This is a genomic window from uncultured Chitinophaga sp. (assembly GCF_902168175.1).
Taxonomy (GTDB): domain Bacteria; phylum Bacteroidota; class Bacteroidia; order Chitinophagales; family Chitinophagaceae; genus Chitinophaga.
The window spans coordinates 139,073-156,097 of record NZ_CABHOU010000059.1 but is presented as its reverse complement, the minus strand read 5'-3'; the positions used below and the strand labels follow the sequence as shown (position 1 = coordinate 156,097).

Below are 17,025 nucleotides of genomic sequence, written 5' to 3'. Positions count from 1 at the left end.
ACGAGCGATATGAAATTATGGCAAAAAGATAAGGCAGCCCTTGCCGCTGTAGAAAAGTTCACTGTAGGAAAGGACCAGGAAATGGACACCTACCTTGCGCCCTTCGACGTGCTGGGATCGCTGGCGCATATTGCCATGCTGCAATCCATTAACCTGCTTACGGCAGATGAACTGGCGGTATTGCAACGGGAACTGAAGAATATTTATAAAGAGATACAAGACGGTGATTTTAAACTGGAAGATGGAGTAGAAGATATTCACTCACAGGTGGAATTATTGCTCACCCGCCGTTTGGGTGAAGTAGGTAAAAAGATACATAGTGGCCGTTCCCGTAACGACCAGGTTTTAGTGGACCTGAAACTATTTCTTCGCCATGAGCTGGAAGTATTGGTAGGAGAGGTGAAAGCCTTGTTCGACCTGTTGCAGTCACAGAGCGAAGCGTATAAAAACCACCTGCTGCCAGGTTACACCCATCTTCAGATCGCCATGCCATCTTCCTTCGGTTTATGGTTTGGTGCATATGCAGAAAGCCTGGTCGACGATCTGATCGTATTGCAAAGTGCCTATAAAACCGTCAATAAAAACCCTCTGGGTTCTGCTGCCGGTTATGGTTCATCTTTCCCCCTCAACCGTACCATGACTACGCAGTTGCTGGGCTTTGAAGATTTAAACTATAACGTAGTGTATGCGCAAATGGGCCGTGGCAAAACAGAAAAGATCGTAGCATTTGCGCTTTCCGGTATTGCTGCCACACTTTCTAAAATGGCGATGGACGCGTGCCTGTTCATGAACCAGAACTTCGGCTTCATCAGTTTCCCGGATGAACTAACTACCGGTTCCAGCATCATGCCTCATAAAAAGAACCCGGATGTTTGGGAGCTGATCCGTTCGCATTGCAACAAACTTCAGGCCCTGCCAAATGAAATTGCCATGATGACGGTGAACCTTCCTTCAGGCTATCACCGTGATTTACAGCTATTAAAAGAAAACCTGTTTCCTGCATTCGGTCAGCTTACTGCCTGCATTCACATGGCGAAACTGATGATCGAAAATGTGAAGGTGAAAGATGGTATCCTTGAAGATGAGAAGTACAAATATCTTTTTAGTGTGGAAGTGGTGAACAACCTCGTACTCGAAGGCACCCCGTTCCGCGAAGCCTACAAAAAAGTTGGGTACGATATCGAAAACGGAACTTTTACTACCGATACAAAAGTGAATCATACGCACGAAGGCAGCATTGGCAACCTTTGCACCGCACAGATTAAGGGGATGATGGATAAAGTACTCGGCGATTTTAATTTCGAAAGTGTCCACAAAGCAGTAGACAGTCTTGTTAAATAAAAATATTAGTAGTAAGCTAAAAAGCATCTGTCGTGGGGCAGATGCTTTTTAGTTTTAGGAGGGGATAGTTTCAGGGAATAACATCTCAACACTGAAAGCATCTGTCGTAACGCAAATGCTTTTCTAGCATAAAAAAAGCATCCACCATAAAGTGGATGCTCTCAGTTTATCAGGACGTTGGTTAGAAACTGATGTGAACGCCGGCCATGAAATTAAATCCGGCCATTGGCAGGTAGTAATTGAAGGTCTGCGTGCTGCCGCCTTCGATGTAGCTGAAAGTATAACCATTCGGTGTATACATGCGGTCGAAGATGTTATTCAACATTAATTGTAAGCCCAGCTCTTTAAACAGTTTTTGTGGTACGGCGTAATTGATACGCACGTCTTGCGTATAGTAGTCGCCCAGGCTCCTGTTTTTATCCGATGTGTTGTCGAGGTACTGTCTGCTCACATATTTGCCTAAAAGGTCTAAATGGAGGCTTTTAAGCGGTTTAATCGTGAACGTATAACCGCCGGTGAGGGCAGGGGAGAACGAAATGTCCGTTTCGCCATGTGCTTCTATCTTTTGTCCGCCGTTATCGTAGTCGTCGAGGTACTCAGAAAAATCTTTGATTTTATTACGGCTTAAGGCAACGTTTGCTGCCAGTGCGAAGTAGTTGCCAAGGTCAACATTACCTTGCAACTCCAGGCCGAGGCGATAGCTTTCAGGAATATTGCTGCGGGTGTAAGCGCCTACGTCATTCACCTTGCCGGTAAGCACCAGTTGGTCTTTGTAGTTCATGTAATACACGTTAGCCTGTATGCCTGCGTGCTGACCGGCGTATACATAGCCAGCCTCCAGGTTACGCAATGTTTCTTTTTTGGGTGTGTTGGCAACACCCGCTTCGAAATCGTCGCGGTTGGGCTCTTTATTGCCGATCGCGAACGAAGCGTACGCATATTGATTCGGGCTCACGTTATAGGTAACACCCACCTTCGGGTTGAAGAAATCGTATTTGTTATTCTGCACCACATCCGGATTTTTTCGGAAGCCGTTGATGTCGTAGCCCACATGGCGGTATTGCATGTCTGCAAATACTTTCAGCTTCTCTATAATGCTGTATTCACCTTTCCAGTAGATGTTGAAGTCTGTTTTTTTCGCATCAAGGTCGTACCACCTGTAATCTTTATCGATACCTCCGTTTTGCGCCCAGATGATTTTTCCGTAGTGATCGCCGTCGTAGCGGTTCCAACCGCCACCAAGGCTCCAGGCGAACTTGTTAAGGTTCTGGTTGATCGAAAATACGCCACCGTAAAAGTAGTTATCTAGCCACAACTGGCGGATCATGTCCGTTTCCGTTTGACCGGCAGGCGGTGTTATACCATAGTCGCCATAAGCTTCTTCCGCGTTATAAACTTCATAATAACCCTTGCCACGTGTAAGGTGCAGGGCTACGTTGAAGTTCAAATTACTGGTGATCGACTGGTTGAGAAACAGTTGATAATGCGTTTGCTGATAGTTGTCCGTTTCATTGTCGTATGGTTTGCCTGGTTTTGCAGTGCCACTTGAGTTATAAGTGCGATTGGTATCAAGTGTAGCAAAATCCACCCCATTCCATGCCTGGTAAGTTTTTTCCTTACCACCGAATACGTTCAGGCGGATCGCAGTTTTCTTATCGATGTAAGCGGCCGAAGTATAAAACGATTCCAGGTCTGAACTGGCGCGGTCTATGTAGCCATCAGAAGTAATTTTAGAGAGGCGGGCATCGATGGTAAAGTGATCGTTAATCAATCCTGAACCCGCTTTGACCGTATGTTTCCAACTGTTGAACGAGCCGAAACTATTATCTACTTCACCATATGCCTTATCATTGAAAGTATTGGTACTCAGGTTGAGCGAAGCGCCAAAAGCACCTGCACCATTAGTAGATGTACCAACACCGCGCTGCAGCTGTATGCTGTTTACAGACGATGCAAAGTCGGGCATGTTTACGAAGAAAGTACCCTGCGATTCCGCGTCGTTAATAGGAATGCCGTTTACAGTAACATTTACACGTGTGATGTCCGAGCCACGTACACGGAAGTTAGTATAACCAATGCCGGCGCCAGCATCAGAGTTCGTTACTACGCCTGGTAATTGGTTCAGTAACAGCGGTAAATCCTGTCCAAGGTTCTGCTGGCGGATGTCTTCCGCGTTCAACGTCGATTTGGTGAAAGGCGCTTTGGCGCCTGCACGCAGACTGCTGATTTCCACTGGTTTCACGAACAGCCCTGTTTCTTCGATAGTTATGTCAAGCGTGTTATTGCCGGCGCTGAGGGTTGCTGAGGCCTTATAGGATTTGTAGCCTAGAAAACTGGCCAGTACAGTATAGTTACCCGCTTCGCGGAGTGTAATACGATAATGACCTTTATTGTCGGTATGAGCGCCATTGGAAAGAATGCTCACGGTAGCACCTTCAATAGGTCTGCCGGAGTTTTTATCGGTAATAGTGCCATTCACCACCACCTGTGCCTGTGCGGCGACTGTAATAAACAGCAGCGCCAGGAGCATGAGTTTTTTCATCTTTATTTCCTGTTTAATCAATTTAATAAATAGCATGTAATGCAGTCGCACAAAGGCGAACAGCAAATACACGAAGCATGTACATCCGGTACATGGCAACTATCAAAAACATAACAGGTAAGGAAAACTTTTCCCTGCCTTTCCTAACCAGCATTACCTGGTCCAGGTTCAACGGGTCTGATCTCAGCCTGATAGTAAGGCACCCCGAGGTGAAACCGGCAGCCGTAAATTAAATTGGTTTGCTGCCTTGCCGGCTGATTGTGTCTACAACCGGTTTCCAATGCAAAGGTAGCACTGGATAAATAAAAAAACGGAAAAAATATTTTGCGGCTTCTGAGAATTACTTAACTTCATATTCCCCCGCACAAAAAGAAGCCCAGATTTTTTTATTCGTTAACCTTTAATATCATATCCAATGATCAAATTTCAGATGATTGGGCATTTGGGCCAAAATGCCGTTTTAAAAGAAGTAAGTGGTAAAAGTGTACTTAACTTTAGTGTTGCTTATAACGAGCGCTTTAAAGATGCACTTGGTAAACCTTGTGAGCGTACCATATGGGCCGATTGTGCGCTGTGGAACCAGCCCAACGTGGGTCCGTACCTCACACAAGGTGTGCAGGTGTACATTGAGGGCAATCCACGGGTTGAAGCTTACATTGCAAAGGACGGCAGCGCCGGTGCTGCGCTAAGGGTATTGGTAAACAAGTTAAGCCTTGTTGGCGGTAGTAAACGTGATGGAGATGGTCTGGTACAACCAGAACAAGCCGTAGCTTATGGGCCGCAAACAGCCGATGATTTACCATTCTAACATCAGCGGTACAGTAATTGAAGCATGGTAACGTGTTTCAATTACTGTTGCCTTTTTTGAAAACGTCTGTACTGTTGAACGTACTAATAGCGCAACTATGTAAAGTGAAGAATAAAGTATACACCGCCGGATGAGGATGCTTCGCTTTATGGTTGAATGTTGAATAGTTTGAAAGATGGGGGAACAGGCATTTGGTCTCTATTCAGCCGCCGTTGTGTCACTCACTTAAGCGGCTGCAACTACCTTGGGCAAACGTTCAGTTATCCATCCAGGCGGTGTATATATCGTACTGTAAATCTTACAGTCACTCACTTCAGCGGTAGTAGCGCTGCTGGGAGCTTCAGCCTATATCTTTATGTGCGGTGTATATACCGACATTATAAACCTAAAGATTAACTGCTTTCAACGACGGTGACGTTATTGGTGGGTTTTGCTAATTCATTCGAAGGTGCATACAATGTGTGCCATCACTCAATTCAGTTTCAGATTCTAAACAAAAGATCAACTACTTCAACGGCAGTAACGCTATCAGTAGGTTCTGCTAATTCATTCGAAGGTGGATACAACGTGTGCCATCACTCAACTCAGTTTCAGATTCTAAACAAAAGATCAACTACTTCAACGGCAGTAACGATATTAGTAGAGTTCTGCTAATTCATTAGAAGGTGGATACAACGTGTGCCATCACTCAACTCAGTTTCAGATTCTAAACAAAAGATCAACTACTTCAACGGCAGTAACGATATTAGTAGAGTTCTGCTAATTCATTCGAAGGTGGATAGAACGTGTGCCATCACTCAACTCAGTTTCAGATTCTAAACAAAAGATCAACTACTTCAGCGGCACTAACGCTGTTAGTAGGTTCTGCTAATTCATTAGAAGGTGGATACAACGTGTGCCATCACTCAACTCAGTTTCATATTCTAAACAAAAGATCAACTACTTCAACGGTAGTAACGCTATTAGTAGGTTCTGCTAATTAATTCGAAGGGTGGATACAACGTGTGCTGTCACTCGTTTCTGTTTCAGAATCATTTCCGGGCAACTTTTTCATCATTGGAAAAACAGTTGAGCCGCAGATCTGTGTCATCGCATCAGGCAGTTGTGCCCATCTCGCTAGTTAACATGTGTTTGCTGCATTTTTACTTTTGTTATATATCCGCCTTTTGATAAGATATCTCTACCGGCCTCACGGCAAACTATTCCACCGTTGTTCAGAAAACAAAAACATTGAGTAATCAACACGCCCCATATCAATTGTATTAAAAATATTTTCATATTTCATTCGCTAAACAGACACCGATTTTGTACCACTTACACATTGATAATCGAAACAATTATTCAAGCGAAGTAATGCGTATTAAGTTTTTGTAAAAAAATATTTGATCGCTGTAAGCCTTTGTAGTAAAGAGTTTCAGACAATGATGTAAAGATGCCGTTCTGTTTTTTTTAAAGAAAGATTTGGCAGCAATGAAAATCAACCTATATTTGCATCCACATTGCGAGGTAGAGCAGAGGTAGCTCGTCGGGCTCATAACCCGAAGGTCAGAGGTTCGAATCCTCTCCTCGCTACAGAAGAGAAAAAAGCCGAACTTGTTTCGGCTTTTTTTATTTGGAATGATTCAAGGATCTTTGCAAAAGAAATACATCCATTGTGGGCTGGAGTTACAAGTTGTTATCCCCGTCTTTTCCATATAACTCATCAACTTAAATAACCAACATGCACCGTGCGGGATTTGTAAACATTTTCGGTAAGCCTAATGCAGGTAAGAGTACCCTGCTGAACGCTTTGCTGGGCGAAAAGCTGGCTATTGTGTCGCCAAAGGTGCAAACCACCAGGCACCGCATCACAGCCGTTGTTACCGAGCCTGGCTACCAGATCGTGTTCTCAGATACCCCTGGCATCATCGATCCTAAATACAAACTCCACGAACGTATGATGGGAGCGGTAAAGTCGGCGCTCGAAGATGCAGATGTTGCCCTGCTCATGATCGACCCACGTGATAACGTGGACGAAAGCCTGGAGATGTTCGCTGAACTTAAACTCAAAGCGCCATCCCTTATCCTGGTGATCAACAAAATGGATGTATTGAGCAAGGAAGAGATTGAAGCATTGCACGAAAAATGCAAGGCATGGGGCAAAGCTAAAACGATCCTGTTCATCTCTGCTATGCAGAAAAAGAACCTGAAGGACTTGAAAGAAGCGATCGTTTCTTTCCTGCCCGAAAGCGAACCGTTTTATCCGGAAGATACACTGACAGACCGTTCCACCCGCTTCTTCGTAGCGGAAATGGTGCGTGAAAAAATATTTTATCTGTATGATGAGGAAATCCCTTATCACACAACCGTGGTCGTTACACAGTTCCAGGAAAAGGACACACTTACCAAGATAACCGCAGAGATCATCGTTACACGCGAAACGCAGAAAGCGATCATCCTCGGTGCCGGTGGTAAATCTATCCGTGAACTGGGAACACAGGCCAGAAAAGATATAGAAGCATTCATCGGACGTAAAGTGTTCCTTGAACTGTTTGTAAAAGTGCGCAATAAATGGCGCGATAATGATACGTATTTGAAAGAATACGGATTTAGCTGATTAACTGAAAATTTAAAAGAATTAATACCATGGCTGGTTTTACTGTAGCTATTGTTGGACGTCCGAATGTGGGTAAATCTACGCTGTTTAATCGTCTGCTCGAGCAAAGAAAAGCAATTGTAGACGATTTTAGCGGTGTTACGCGCGACAGGCAATATGGCGTGGCAGACTGGAACGGCAAAACGTTTAACGTAATAGATACCGGCGGTTTCGTTGTCGGTAGTGATGATATATTTGAGCGTGAGATCCGCAAGCAGGTAACAGTAGCCATGAATGAGGCGAATGTGATCCTCTTCATGTGCGATGTGACCACCGGCATCACTGACCTCGACGCCAGCATGGCCGACCTGCTGCGTCGTACAGACAAGCCTGTTTACGTTGTAGTGAATAAAGTAGACAATGGAGAACGCCAACTGGACGCTACCGAGTTTTACAGCCTCGGTTTTGAACACACGCACTTCCTGTCTTCTATCACCGGTAGCGGTACCGGCGAACTGCTCGACGATGTAGTGTCACATTACACAGACGATCTTGATGCCCCCGAAGAAACAGGCGAAATCCCTAAAATAGCGATCATCGGTCAGCCGAATGTCGGTAAATCATCGCTCCTTAATGCACTGATAGGCGAGGAGCGTAACATTGTATCCGACATTGCCGGTACAACAAGAGATACCATTCATACCCGCTATAAGATGTTCCAGAAGGACTTTATACTGATCGATACCGCTGGTATCCGTCGTAAGTCTAAAGTGCACGAAGACCTGGAGTTCTACTCCGTGATCCGCGCGATCCGTGCTATGGATGAGGCTGATGTTTGCCTGCTGCTACTGGATGCCGAAAAGGGCATTACCGCTCAGGACCTTAGCATCTTCAGCCTGGCCGCCCGTAAAGGTAAAGGCCTCGTAGTGCTGGTTAATAAGTGGGACCTGGTAGATGATAAGGAAACCAACTCTGCCCGCGACTATGAAAAGGAATTGAAGAAAAGGATGGCCCCATTCGTGGATGTGCCCATCATCTTTACCTCTGTACCTGAAAAGCAGCGTATCTTCAAGGCTATCGAAGTGGCTCTGCAGGTGGCTGAAAATAGGGTGAAGAAAATCCCTACTTCTAAGCTTAACGACGTGATGCTCAAGGCGATAGAGTCATACAAGCCACCTGTAGTCCGTGGTACACCTATCAAAATTAAATATGTAACACAATTGCCGACTTATACGCCCGCTTTTGCCTTTTTTGCTAACCTGCCGGACGATATTAAGGAGCCATATAGAAATTACCTGGAAAACCAGATTAGAAGTCACTTTGATTTCCAAGGTGTTCCGGTAAAGATCTTCTTCCGCAAAAAATAAATAGGGCTAAAATCTATTTATTATATTTTTTGATAGTTTGTATATTCAAAAAATTGAATAGCTTTGCGTCGATTTAAACTTAAAAAATCACATGAAAAAATTATTCGTACTCGCTTTCGCAGCTGCATCTTTCGCTGCTTGTAACAATGCTGCTTCTACTACAGGTGATACCACTAAACTGGATTCTCCTGCTGCTCCAATCGAAGCTCCAGTTACTGCTCCTGCTGATTCTTCAGTTGCTACTGATTCTTCAGCTATTGCTCCTGCTGACAGCGCTGCTGCACACCACTAATCAAGAAAAATCGTTTTACGATAACTTTCTTGCAAGAAGTATTAGTCCCCTTCGCCCTGCGGAGGGGATTTTTGTTTAATGCTTACCCCTATCCATCCTGCCAAGTGGTAATTCCTTGCCGCCACCCCGCCATCTTCATCGCTGATGTCAGAACAACAGGATGATAAACAGCCTTTTATATCACAATAGCTAGTTTTTTGATGGTATCTTACCTCTCTGCTCTACACTCTAACCTAGCTCTCTTCATACTCTTTTCCACACTCCGGGGTAGCTCCAACACCTTTGTTAAAATACCATCAGTTCTTCCTATAACACGAAAATCACACACTGCTATAATTAACTGAAGGATATCTTCTTATCGCTCATCTTAACCAAATGCTGACCCCTCCCAGCCGGCCCCTGCTTTAATATTTTATGTTTTCACCATATCTTTGCACTTGAACTGGCGACAGTCACCTATTGATTTAAAACAGACCGTATACCTGAATTTTACACCTACTGGCTGCTGACGCAGTCCTAAAAACGAATCCCTATGAACCGTACCAATTCATTCGAGTACGCTACAAACGTATGGCTTACAGCCTTCGGACTCACTCCCTTGATTTACATGGCCTTTATGCTTTTAAGAGGACTTAACGTAACCAGCGAAGTATCACTGCTGTTTGTTGCTCTGGCCTTTATCTGGGGAACACTTTTTTCTATTCCGGGATGGGTACTGCTGTACTTCTCTACCCGCTGGCTCAATGCACGCTATTCTAATCCATTCACTATCAAGGCTATCTTGTTGGTGTTGGGCATCGTGTACGCCTATGTGCCCTTCTTCCTGATCTCTGTGAGCTCGGGCAATATGTCGCCCGACTCGTTCAATTTCTGGATTTATGGTGCCTATATCCTGGCGATCGAAGGTTGTATTATCTTTTACGATCTTAAACCAGATGCTGTTGTGGCAGTCAAAGAAGCTTATTAAAACAAAAAGGGAGAAACGACATCGTTTCTCCCTTTTTTATGCTTGTTCGTACTTACTTGCTCTTTTGTAACTCCTCTATTGCTTTTTTAATTACCGGGTCGTTTCCGTTGCTTACCTGGTAAAAGCCTTCCGTTCTCCACAATTGTCTTGCAAACATAGCCTTTAATCTTGTCTTAACCTCGGGTTCATCCCTGGAAGTTAATGTTTTTACCTTCACATTTTCTTTTTCTGCATAGGCAAGAAACTCTCTGTACAGGTCAGGACTTACGGAAAATTGCTTGTTAAAGTCTTCCGGCGACTTGTACCCGTCGAACTGTGTGCGGTGTTTAATATAATAATTATATACAAAGTCGGATAGTACCGTACGGGTATACAGTTCGGTTAAACCAGAGGAGTAACGCGATGTATCGAACGGAATAAAGATGTCTGGTGTAATACCGCCGCCGCCATAAACGATACGGCCTTTGGCTGTCTGGTATTTCATGGTATCGGCCTGGCGGATGCTGTCGCCGTTCAGGAATTCGCCATGGTTATAACGCTCGGTCAGGTCTTCGTCGTAAGCGGCACGCCCTTCTTTGTAAGATTTCTGGATACTGCGGCCGGATGGCAGGTAGTACCTGGCGATGGTAAGGCGCAGGGTGCCACCGTTGTTGAGTTCAAAGGGTTCCTGTACCAGGCCTTTGCCGAAAGTACGGCGACCAATGATCACTCCACGGTCGTAGTCCTGGATGGCGCCGGCCAGAATTTCACTCGCAGAGGCGGAGCCTTCATCAGTAAGAACGGCGAGGCCGCCTTTCTCGAATGAACCGGGCTTCTGCGTTTTATAATCCTGGCGTGGATAAGCTTTACCCTGTGTGTACACGATGATCTGCCGGTCTTCCAGTACCTCATCGGCAATACGGGTTGCGGCATCCAACAGTCCGCCATTGTTTTGGCGAAGGTCGAGTATCAGTTTGGTCATGCCCTGTTTGGTGAGTTTACGCACCGCAGCCAGGAATTCGTCATAACTGGTTTCAGAGAATTTGTTCAGTTTGATATAACCGGTGCTTGGTGCCACTATATAGCTGGCGTCTACGCTCAGCAATGGTATAAGTCCTCTTTTGATCACGATGTCCTTTGTTTGTCCATCGCGCAGCATGGTGGTTTTCACTTTACTGCCATTAGGACCTCGCAGCAGCTTACGGATGTTCTCTGAGGTGATTTTCTTACCTGCGATCAACGAGTCATCTACCTTAATGATCTTGTCGCCGGTAAGTACACCTGCTGCAGATGAAGGACCGTCCGGTATTACCCCGGCCACATTCACCGTATCGTTGGTGATGTTGAACTCCACACCAATACCTTCAAAGTTTCCCTGCAGGTCTTCGTTCACTGACTGTACCTGTGCGGGTGGTATATATATGGAGTGGGGGTCCAGGTGACTTAACATCCCCTCGATCGCTTCCTGCTGTATATCGTTTACATCAAGTGTATCTACATAATTGAATTTCAACAGGTCCAGCACTTCCTGAACGGTGCCCCTGTTATTCTGCCTGAAAAATATGGCAGAATCGCTGTTCCTCGCGGCCGGCATTTTGTGTCCCAGATACATTCCCAGTGCTAGTACAATCGCAAATAACAAGGGTAAGAATACATTCAACCTTCTGTTGTTCGGCATAAAAACTTTGATTAACCGCTTTAGTTTGGTCCCGGTTACTGGTTTTATAATTTGCTTTAGTGAAAGCGTTTTCCTTAACTTGTGACAAAAATAGCATATTCACGAGCAAACATCATCCATTCATCTTATTTAATTTTCCTAAACAATAACCAAAGTAATGCCTGCAAAGACAAAGCTGATAGCAGACAGTGGATCGACTAAAACGGAGTGGTGTCTGTTGAACGGAGAAAACCAGACTACTATCCATACACAGGGTGTCAGCCCATACTTCCAGACTTTGGAACAAATTGCCGGGATTTTTAGCGGTGAACTGCAGCCGCAATTACCAGCGGGAACGGCGATAGACGAAGTTTTCTTCTATGGCACCGGTTGTGCAAGCCCGATTAACAGCCAAAAGGTGCTTGACGCCTTAAATGCGGTATTTCCCAACTCGGCCAACGAAGTACAGCACGACCTGATGGGCGCTGCACGTGGACTTTGCGGCCGCTCGCCCGGTGTAGCCAGCATCCTGGGCACAGGTTCTAATTCCTGCTATTATAATGGTAAGGAGATAGAAAAGAACAACCCTGGGCTGGGATATGTGTTGGGAGATGAGGGAAGCGGAACTTTCTTAGGTAAAAAAATTCTGCAATATTATCTTTATCATACATTTGATGACGAGTTGCGTTTTCGCTTCGATCAGAAGTTTAACGTCACCAAAGACGATATTCTTGATAATGTATACCGCCAACCGCTGCCCAATCGTTACCTGGCATCGTTTGCGACCTTCCTGGCCGAGAACAGGGGGCATTTTATGATAGAAAATATACTGGAAGACGGATTAAACGAGTTCTTTTTTAATCATATTTATAAATACCCTCAAAGCTGGACCGTACCTTTGCACTTCACAGGCAGTATTGCCTGGTATTATAAGGATGTACTGGAAGAGCTATGCCAACTGTACGAACTGCAATTGGGTAAGATCATTAAGAGTCCTATGGCCGGGCTGGTAGCATATCACCAGGCTGATTAACACCGGCAAACTATTTGATATCAATATTAAAGAGACCAGGGAATTAATCCCGGTCATTTGTCATCCAACATGGAATTTAAAAAAATTACCGAGCAACCGTCTCAGTACCGGCACCTGGAGAAAATGAGTGTACCGGAATTATTGAAAAACATCAATAACGAAGACAAAACCGTTCCTGTAGCGGTGGAGGCGGCCATGCCGCAGATTGAACAGCTGATTACCGCCGTTTCCGATAAAATGTTGTCGGGTGGCAGGCTTTTTTACCTCGGAGCTGGCACCAGCGGCCGCCTGGGTATCGTAGATGCCTCAGAATGCCCGCCCACATTTGGTGTTCCTCACGGCCTGGTAATAGGTCTCATCGCCGGTGGCGACAGCGCCATCCGTAAAGCGGTTGAGTTTGCGGAAGACAGCCGCGAACAGGGCTGGGAAGATCTTCTGAAATACGAAATAACTAATAATGACGTTGTGGTAGGCATCGCAGCCAGCGGTACCACGCCTTACGTAATCAATGCCCTCCGTGAGTGCCGCAAACGTGGCATCGTTACCGGTAGCATTTCCTGCAACCCGGGCTCTCCCGTATCCGCAGAAGCCGACTTCCCCATCGAAGTGGTGGTAGGCCCTGAATTCGTAACCGGCAGCACCCGTATGAAAAGCGGTACCGCCCAAAAACTGGTCTTGAACATGATATCTACCGCTGTAATGATCCAGTTGGGCAGGGTAGAGGATAATAAAATGGTGAACATGCAGCTGAGCAACGAAAAGCTGGTAGACCGTGGCATTAAAATGCTGATGGAAAGACTGGACATGCAGGATTACGATGCCGCCAAAGCATTACTGCTGCAGCATGGTAGTGTGAAAAAGGCCGTGGAAGCAATAAGGTAAAAGCGTTTGTTTAAAAAATAAGAAAGTGGCATTGCATGGCTCGCGCCGTTGCAATGCCACTTTGACTTTCGCCATATTATTTTAAAGAAAAAAGACGATTTCAGCAAAAATTTTAATACCAGATAATTTTTTAACTTGCCCCTGATAACCCGGTATTTACAGGTATGCACGAGATAGAACCTTTTTATAACTGGCGACATTTATACACCGCCGAAGAAGATGAACAATCGCCCTTTTATGGGCGTGAGTATAGCGAGTTTGAGTTTTCAAATACCGTATACAATTACTATGTCCACCCGCAATGGGACGACTTTGGCGCACCCAATCTTTATATGAAGATATTGATCGCCGACTACCAGTATAACTATGCGATCATCGAAATGCTCGGAGAGTGGAACGATGCGGTCGAGAACAATATCATGACCCTCAAGCGGGAAATTATTGACCTTTTGATTGCCAAAGGCATCTATAAATTCATCCTCATCACTGAAAACGTACTTAATTTCTTTGCCGACGACGATTGTTATTACGAAGAATGGTGGGATGATATTAAGGATGAGGGCGGATGGATAGTGGCTATAAACATGCCTCAACAAACACAGTACGACTTCGAGCGGTCGCGGTTAACTAACTATATTCACCTGCTGGACGAGGCTAAATGGCGTACTTTCCAGCCTCAGCATTTTTTTAACCTGGTAGATAACTGGATGATGAGAAGGCTCGAATAAGCCCTTTTTCGTCTCTTTTACCTGTTGCCGGCCCTGAACAATAGCCGGTTATCCCCGTTATTATACTGTCATTTGGTGATAAATATCATTTGCTTTTAATTTTTCATGCTTTAAATTTGCCCGAACATTTCAAATATTCATTTTTTATCTAAAGGGAGCTTAGAACTTATCTTATGAAATGGTCACAATTCTTTAATACCTCGATTGGTAAGAAGTTATTAGTGGGTGCAACCGGGTTTTTCCTTTGCAGCTTTGTGATTGTCCACCTTGCGGGCAATATTTCACTGCTGTATAACGACGAAGGTCACGCCTTTAACACTTACGCCACGTTTATGAGCCACAATGGCCTTATCCAGTTTATAGCCTGGGGCCTGAAGGTGGTTATCTTATTGCATGCCATACTGGCCCTGCAACTCACATTTAAGAACCTGGCCGCGCGTCCTGTCAAGTACGCGGTGAAGCCTGGTAACAAAACATCTTCCTGGTTCAGCCGCCAAATGGCGATGATGGGCAGCATCCTGTTCATCTTCCTGGTGGTACACCTTGCACAGTTCTGGTGGGCTATGCACTATGGGGTAGACGTACCAACAGCCAGTTATGGTGGCACCGAAGAGTACAGAGACCTGTACCTCGTGGTGCAGCAGGCATTTACGCACGAGTATAACGTAATCATCTACGTTATAGGCATGATCGGCCTGTCTTTTCACCTCATTCACGGGTTTAAGAGCGCCTGCCAGACTTTTGGCCTCAATCATAAAAAATATAACGGCATCATCAACTTCATCGGTGTTTGGTTCTTCGGAATCCTTATTCCCGCTGGCTTTGCCCTGATTCCCGTAGTTATTTTCTTTAAACAATACTAGAAAAGTAAGGATATATGTTGAACGCAAAAATTCCTGCTGGTCCGCTCGAAACTAAATGGAGCAAATATAAAAGCACAGTTAAGCTGGTAAACCCTGCCAACAAGCGTAAGATTGAAGTGATAGTGGTTGGTACAGGCCTCGCCGGTGCATCTGCAGCCGCATCGCTGGCAGAGCTGGGCTACAAGGTTAAAGCTTTTTATTTCCAGGATAGCCCACGCCGTGCGCACAGTATTGCTGCTCAGGGTGGTATCAATGCCGCTAAAAACTACCAGAACGACGGTGACTCTGTGTTCCGTTTGTTTTATGATACCGTAAAAGGTGGTGACTACCGCGCCCGTGAAGGTAACGTACACCGCCTGGCCGAAGTAAGTGCCGCTATTATCGACCAGTGTGTGGCCCAGGGTGTTCCCTTTGCCCGCGAATATGGCGGATTGCTGAGCAACCGTTCCTTCGGTGGTACACAGGTACAACGTACCTTCTACGCAGCAGGCCAAACCGGTCAGCAGCTGTTGTTAGGTGCCTACTCGGCCCTGCAGCGCCAGGTGGCCCTCGGTAACGTAACACTTTACAGCCGCCACGAAATGCTGGAAGTGGTAAAAGTAGATGGTAAGGCCCGCGGCATCATTGCCCGCGACCTGATCAGCGGTAAAATCGAACGTCACTTTGGCCATGCCGTATTGCTTTGCACCGGCGGTTATGGTAACGTGTTCTACCTGTCTACCAACGCCATGGGTTCTAACGTAACAGCTGCCTGGAAAGCCCACAAACAAGGTGCCTTCTTCGGTAACCCATGTTTCACCCAAATTCACCCTACCTGTATCCCTGTTTCCGGCGACCACCAGTCTAAGCTTACGCTGATGTCTGAGTCGCTCCGTAACGACGGCCGCATCTGGGTACCTAAAAAACAAAACGACAATCGTAAAGCTTCAGATATTCCTGAAGACGAAAGGGATTACTACCTCGAAAGAAGGTACCCTGCCTTCGGTAACCTGGTTCCACGTGACGTAGCCTCCCGCGCAGCTAAAGAAAGATGCGATGCCGGCTACGGTGTGGGGGCTTCCAAACTCGCTGTGTACCTCGATTATGCGGAAGCGATAGAACGTTACGGCAAAATCGAAGTAGGTAAACGCGGTCTTACGAACGTGCCGAAAGATGAAATTATCCGCATGGGTAAAGAGGTAGTAAAGGAAAAGTACGGTAACCTGTTCGACATGTATGCGAAAATTACCGGCGAAAACCCTTACGAAACACCGATGCGTATTTACCCTGCCGTGCACTATACCATGGGCGGCCTGTGGGTAGATTATGAACTGATGACCACTATCCCTGGTTTGTATTGTCTCGGCGAAGCCAACTTCTCCGATCACGGTGCTAACCGCCTGGGCGCATCTGCACTGATGCAGGGCCTGGCAGATGGTTACTTCGTAATCCCTTACACTATCGGTAACTACCTTGCAGACGATATCCAGACTAAAGCAATATCTACTGACCACCCTGCATTCGTAGAAGCAGAGAACAGTGCAAAAGCGATACTGGAAAAATTCATCAATATCAAAGGCAAACACTCCGTAGATCACTTCCACAAAGCCCTCGGCAAAATTATGTGGGATAAATGCGGTATGGCCCGTAACGAACAGGGCCTGAAAGAAGCCATCGAAGAAATCAAAGCCCTGCGCGAAGAGTTCTGGAAAGATGTGCGGGTGCCAGGTACGCTCGACGAGTTTAATCCTGAACTGGAAAAGGCCGGCCGTGTTGCCGACTTCCTGGAACTGGGTGAACTGATGTGTATCGACGCACTGAATCGTAGAGAGTCCTGCGGTGGCCACTTCCGTGAAGAATCAACGGATGAAGGTGAAGCACTGCGCGATGACGACAACTTTGCTTACGTGGCTGCATGGGAATTTAAAGGTCAGAGCAATTACGAACTGCATAAAGAAGAACTGGTGTTCGAAATTGTGCATCCAAGCAAACGTAACTACAAGTAATTAAGG

Annotated in this window: 13 protein-coding genes, 1 tRNA gene and 1 riboswitch; of the genes, 12 read left to right on the top strand and 2 right to left on the bottom strand. The window is 45.7% G+C overall.

Annotated elements, in window-relative coordinates; translation table 11 throughout:
* Positions 1-9: 9 nt before the first annotated feature.
* A complete protein-coding gene (argH, locus tag QZT80_RS12780; protein ID WP_295122337.1) occupies positions 10-1,341 on the top strand; it encodes an argininosuccinate lyase in 1,332 nt (443 codons plus the stop codon).
* A 181-nt stretch (positions 1,342-1,522) separates the two neighbouring features.
* Here argH and QZT80_RS12775 read toward each other — a convergent pair whose 3' ends face one another.
* Positions 1,523-3,883 carry a TonB-dependent receptor gene (locus QZT80_RS12775; protein ID WP_295122335.1) on the bottom strand — a complete coding sequence of 787 codons (2,361 nt, stop codon included), beginning with the start codon at positions 3,881-3,883 and terminating at the stop codon, positions 1,523-1,525.
* Between the two features lie 123 nt (positions 3,884-4,006).
* Positions 4,007-4,100, bottom strand: a riboswitch (TPP riboswitch).
* A 198-nt stretch (positions 4,101-4,298) separates the two neighbouring features.
* Here QZT80_RS12775 and QZT80_RS12770 point away from each other — a divergent pair.
* From QZT80_RS12770 to QZT80_RS12745, 6 genes are all read left to right on the top strand, one after another.
* A complete protein-coding gene (locus QZT80_RS12770; RefSeq protein ID WP_295122334.1) occupies positions 4,299-4,691 on the top strand; it encodes a single-stranded DNA-binding protein in 393 nt (130 codons plus the stop codon).
* 1,500 nt (positions 4,692-6,191) lie between these two features.
* Positions 6,192-6,263, top strand: a tRNA-Met gene (locus tag QZT80_RS12765).
* A 148-nt stretch (positions 6,264-6,411) separates the two neighbouring features.
* Positions 6,412-7,287, top strand: coding sequence for a GTPase Era (gene era, locus QZT80_RS12760; protein ID WP_295122332.1), 876 nt, complete (start codon positions 6,412-6,414; stop codon positions 7,285-7,287).
* Positions 7,288-7,316: 29 nt separating this feature from the next.
* On the top strand, positions 7,317-8,633 hold the full coding sequence (gene der, locus QZT80_RS12755) for a ribosome biogenesis GTPase Der (protein WP_295122330.1): 1,317 nt from the start codon (positions 7,317-7,319) through the stop codon (positions 8,631-8,633).
* 91 nt (positions 8,634-8,724) lie between these two features.
* Entirely contained in the window at positions 8,725-8,925 is a 201-nt protein-coding gene (locus QZT80_RS12750) for a hypothetical protein (protein ID WP_295122328.1), read from the top strand.
* A 532-nt stretch (positions 8,926-9,457) separates the two neighbouring features.
* A complete protein-coding gene (locus QZT80_RS12745) occupies positions 9,458-9,892 on the top strand; it encodes a hypothetical protein (protein WP_295122326.1) in 435 nt (144 codons plus the stop codon).
* A gap of 52 nt (positions 9,893-9,944) precedes the next feature.
* On the opposite strand, the gene QZT80_RS12740 is transcribed toward QZT80_RS12745, so the two are convergent.
* A complete protein-coding gene (locus QZT80_RS12740) occupies positions 9,945-11,549 on the bottom strand; it encodes a S41 family peptidase (RefSeq protein ID WP_295122324.1) in 1,605 nt (534 codons plus the stop codon).
* A 157-nt stretch (positions 11,550-11,706) separates the two neighbouring features.
* On the opposite strand from QZT80_RS12740, the gene QZT80_RS12735 reads away from it, so the two are divergent.
* From QZT80_RS12735 to QZT80_RS12715, 5 genes are all read left to right on the top strand, one after another.
* Positions 11,707-12,561: an N-acetylglucosamine kinase gene (locus tag QZT80_RS12735; RefSeq protein WP_295122322.1), complete on the top strand. Its 855-nt coding sequence runs from the start codon at positions 11,707-11,709 to the stop codon at positions 12,559-12,561.
* Between the two features lie 69 nt (positions 12,562-12,630).
* Positions 12,631-13,443 carry an N-acetylmuramic acid 6-phosphate etherase gene (murQ, locus tag QZT80_RS12730; RefSeq protein WP_295122321.1) on the top strand — a complete coding sequence of 271 codons (813 nt, stop codon included), beginning with the start codon at positions 12,631-12,633 and terminating at the stop codon, positions 13,441-13,443.
* A gap of 164 nt (positions 13,444-13,607) precedes the next feature.
* On the top strand, positions 13,608-14,171 hold the full coding sequence (locus tag QZT80_RS12725; protein ID WP_295122319.1) for a hypothetical protein: 564 nt from the start codon (positions 13,608-13,610) through the stop codon (positions 14,169-14,171).
* Positions 14,172-14,344: 173 nt separating this feature from the next.
* A complete protein-coding gene (locus tag QZT80_RS12720) occupies positions 14,345-15,034 on the top strand; it encodes a succinate dehydrogenase cytochrome b subunit (protein WP_295122317.1) in 690 nt (229 codons plus the stop codon).
* Positions 15,035-15,048: 14 nt separating this feature from the next.
* A complete protein-coding gene (locus QZT80_RS12715) occupies positions 15,049-17,019 on the top strand; it encodes a fumarate reductase/succinate dehydrogenase flavoprotein subunit (protein ID WP_295122315.1) in 1,971 nt (656 codons plus the stop codon).
* The last annotated feature ends 6 nt before the right edge of the window (positions 17,020-17,025 follow it).

Coding starts and splice junctions, on each gene's coding strand:
- QZT80_RS12715 (WP_295122315.1), top strand. CDS start 15,049: ATGTTGAACGCAAAAATTCCTGCTGGTCCGCTCGAAACTAAATGGAGC.
- QZT80_RS12735 (WP_295122322.1), top strand. CDS start 11,707: ATGCCTGCAAAGACAAAGCTGATAGCAGACAGTGGATCGACTAAAACG.
- argH (WP_295122337.1), top strand. CDS start 10: ATGAAATTATGGCAAAAAGATAAGGCAGCCCTTGCCGCTGTAGAAAAG.
- QZT80_RS12725 (WP_295122319.1), top strand. CDS start 13,608: ATGCACGAGATAGAACCTTTTTATAACTGGCGACATTTATACACCGCC.
- era (WP_295122332.1), top strand. CDS start 6,412: ATGCACCGTGCGGGATTTGTAAACATTTTCGGTAAGCCTAATGCAGGT.
- QZT80_RS12720 (WP_295122317.1), top strand. CDS start 14,345: ATGAAATGGTCACAATTCTTTAATACCTCGATTGGTAAGAAGTTATTA.
- QZT80_RS12750 (WP_295122328.1), top strand. CDS start 8,725: ATGAAAAAATTATTCGTACTCGCTTTCGCAGCTGCATCTTTCGCTGCT.
- QZT80_RS12775 (WP_295122335.1), bottom strand. CDS start 3,883: ATGAAAAAACTCATGCTCCTGGCGCTGCTGTTTATTACAGTCGCCGCA.
- QZT80_RS12745 (WP_295122326.1), top strand. CDS start 9,458: ATGAACCGTACCAATTCATTCGAGTACGCTACAAACGTATGGCTTACA.
- der (WP_295122330.1), top strand. CDS start 7,317: ATGGCTGGTTTTACTGTAGCTATTGTTGGACGTCCGAATGTGGGTAAA.
- murQ (WP_295122321.1), top strand. CDS start 12,631: ATGGAATTTAAAAAAATTACCGAGCAACCGTCTCAGTACCGGCACCTG.
- QZT80_RS12740 (WP_295122324.1), bottom strand. CDS start 11,549: ATGCCGAACAACAGAAGGTTGAATGTATTCTTACCCTTGTTATTTGCG.
- QZT80_RS12770 (WP_295122334.1), top strand. CDS start 4,299: ATGATCAAATTTCAGATGATTGGGCATTTGGGCCAAAATGCCGTTTTA.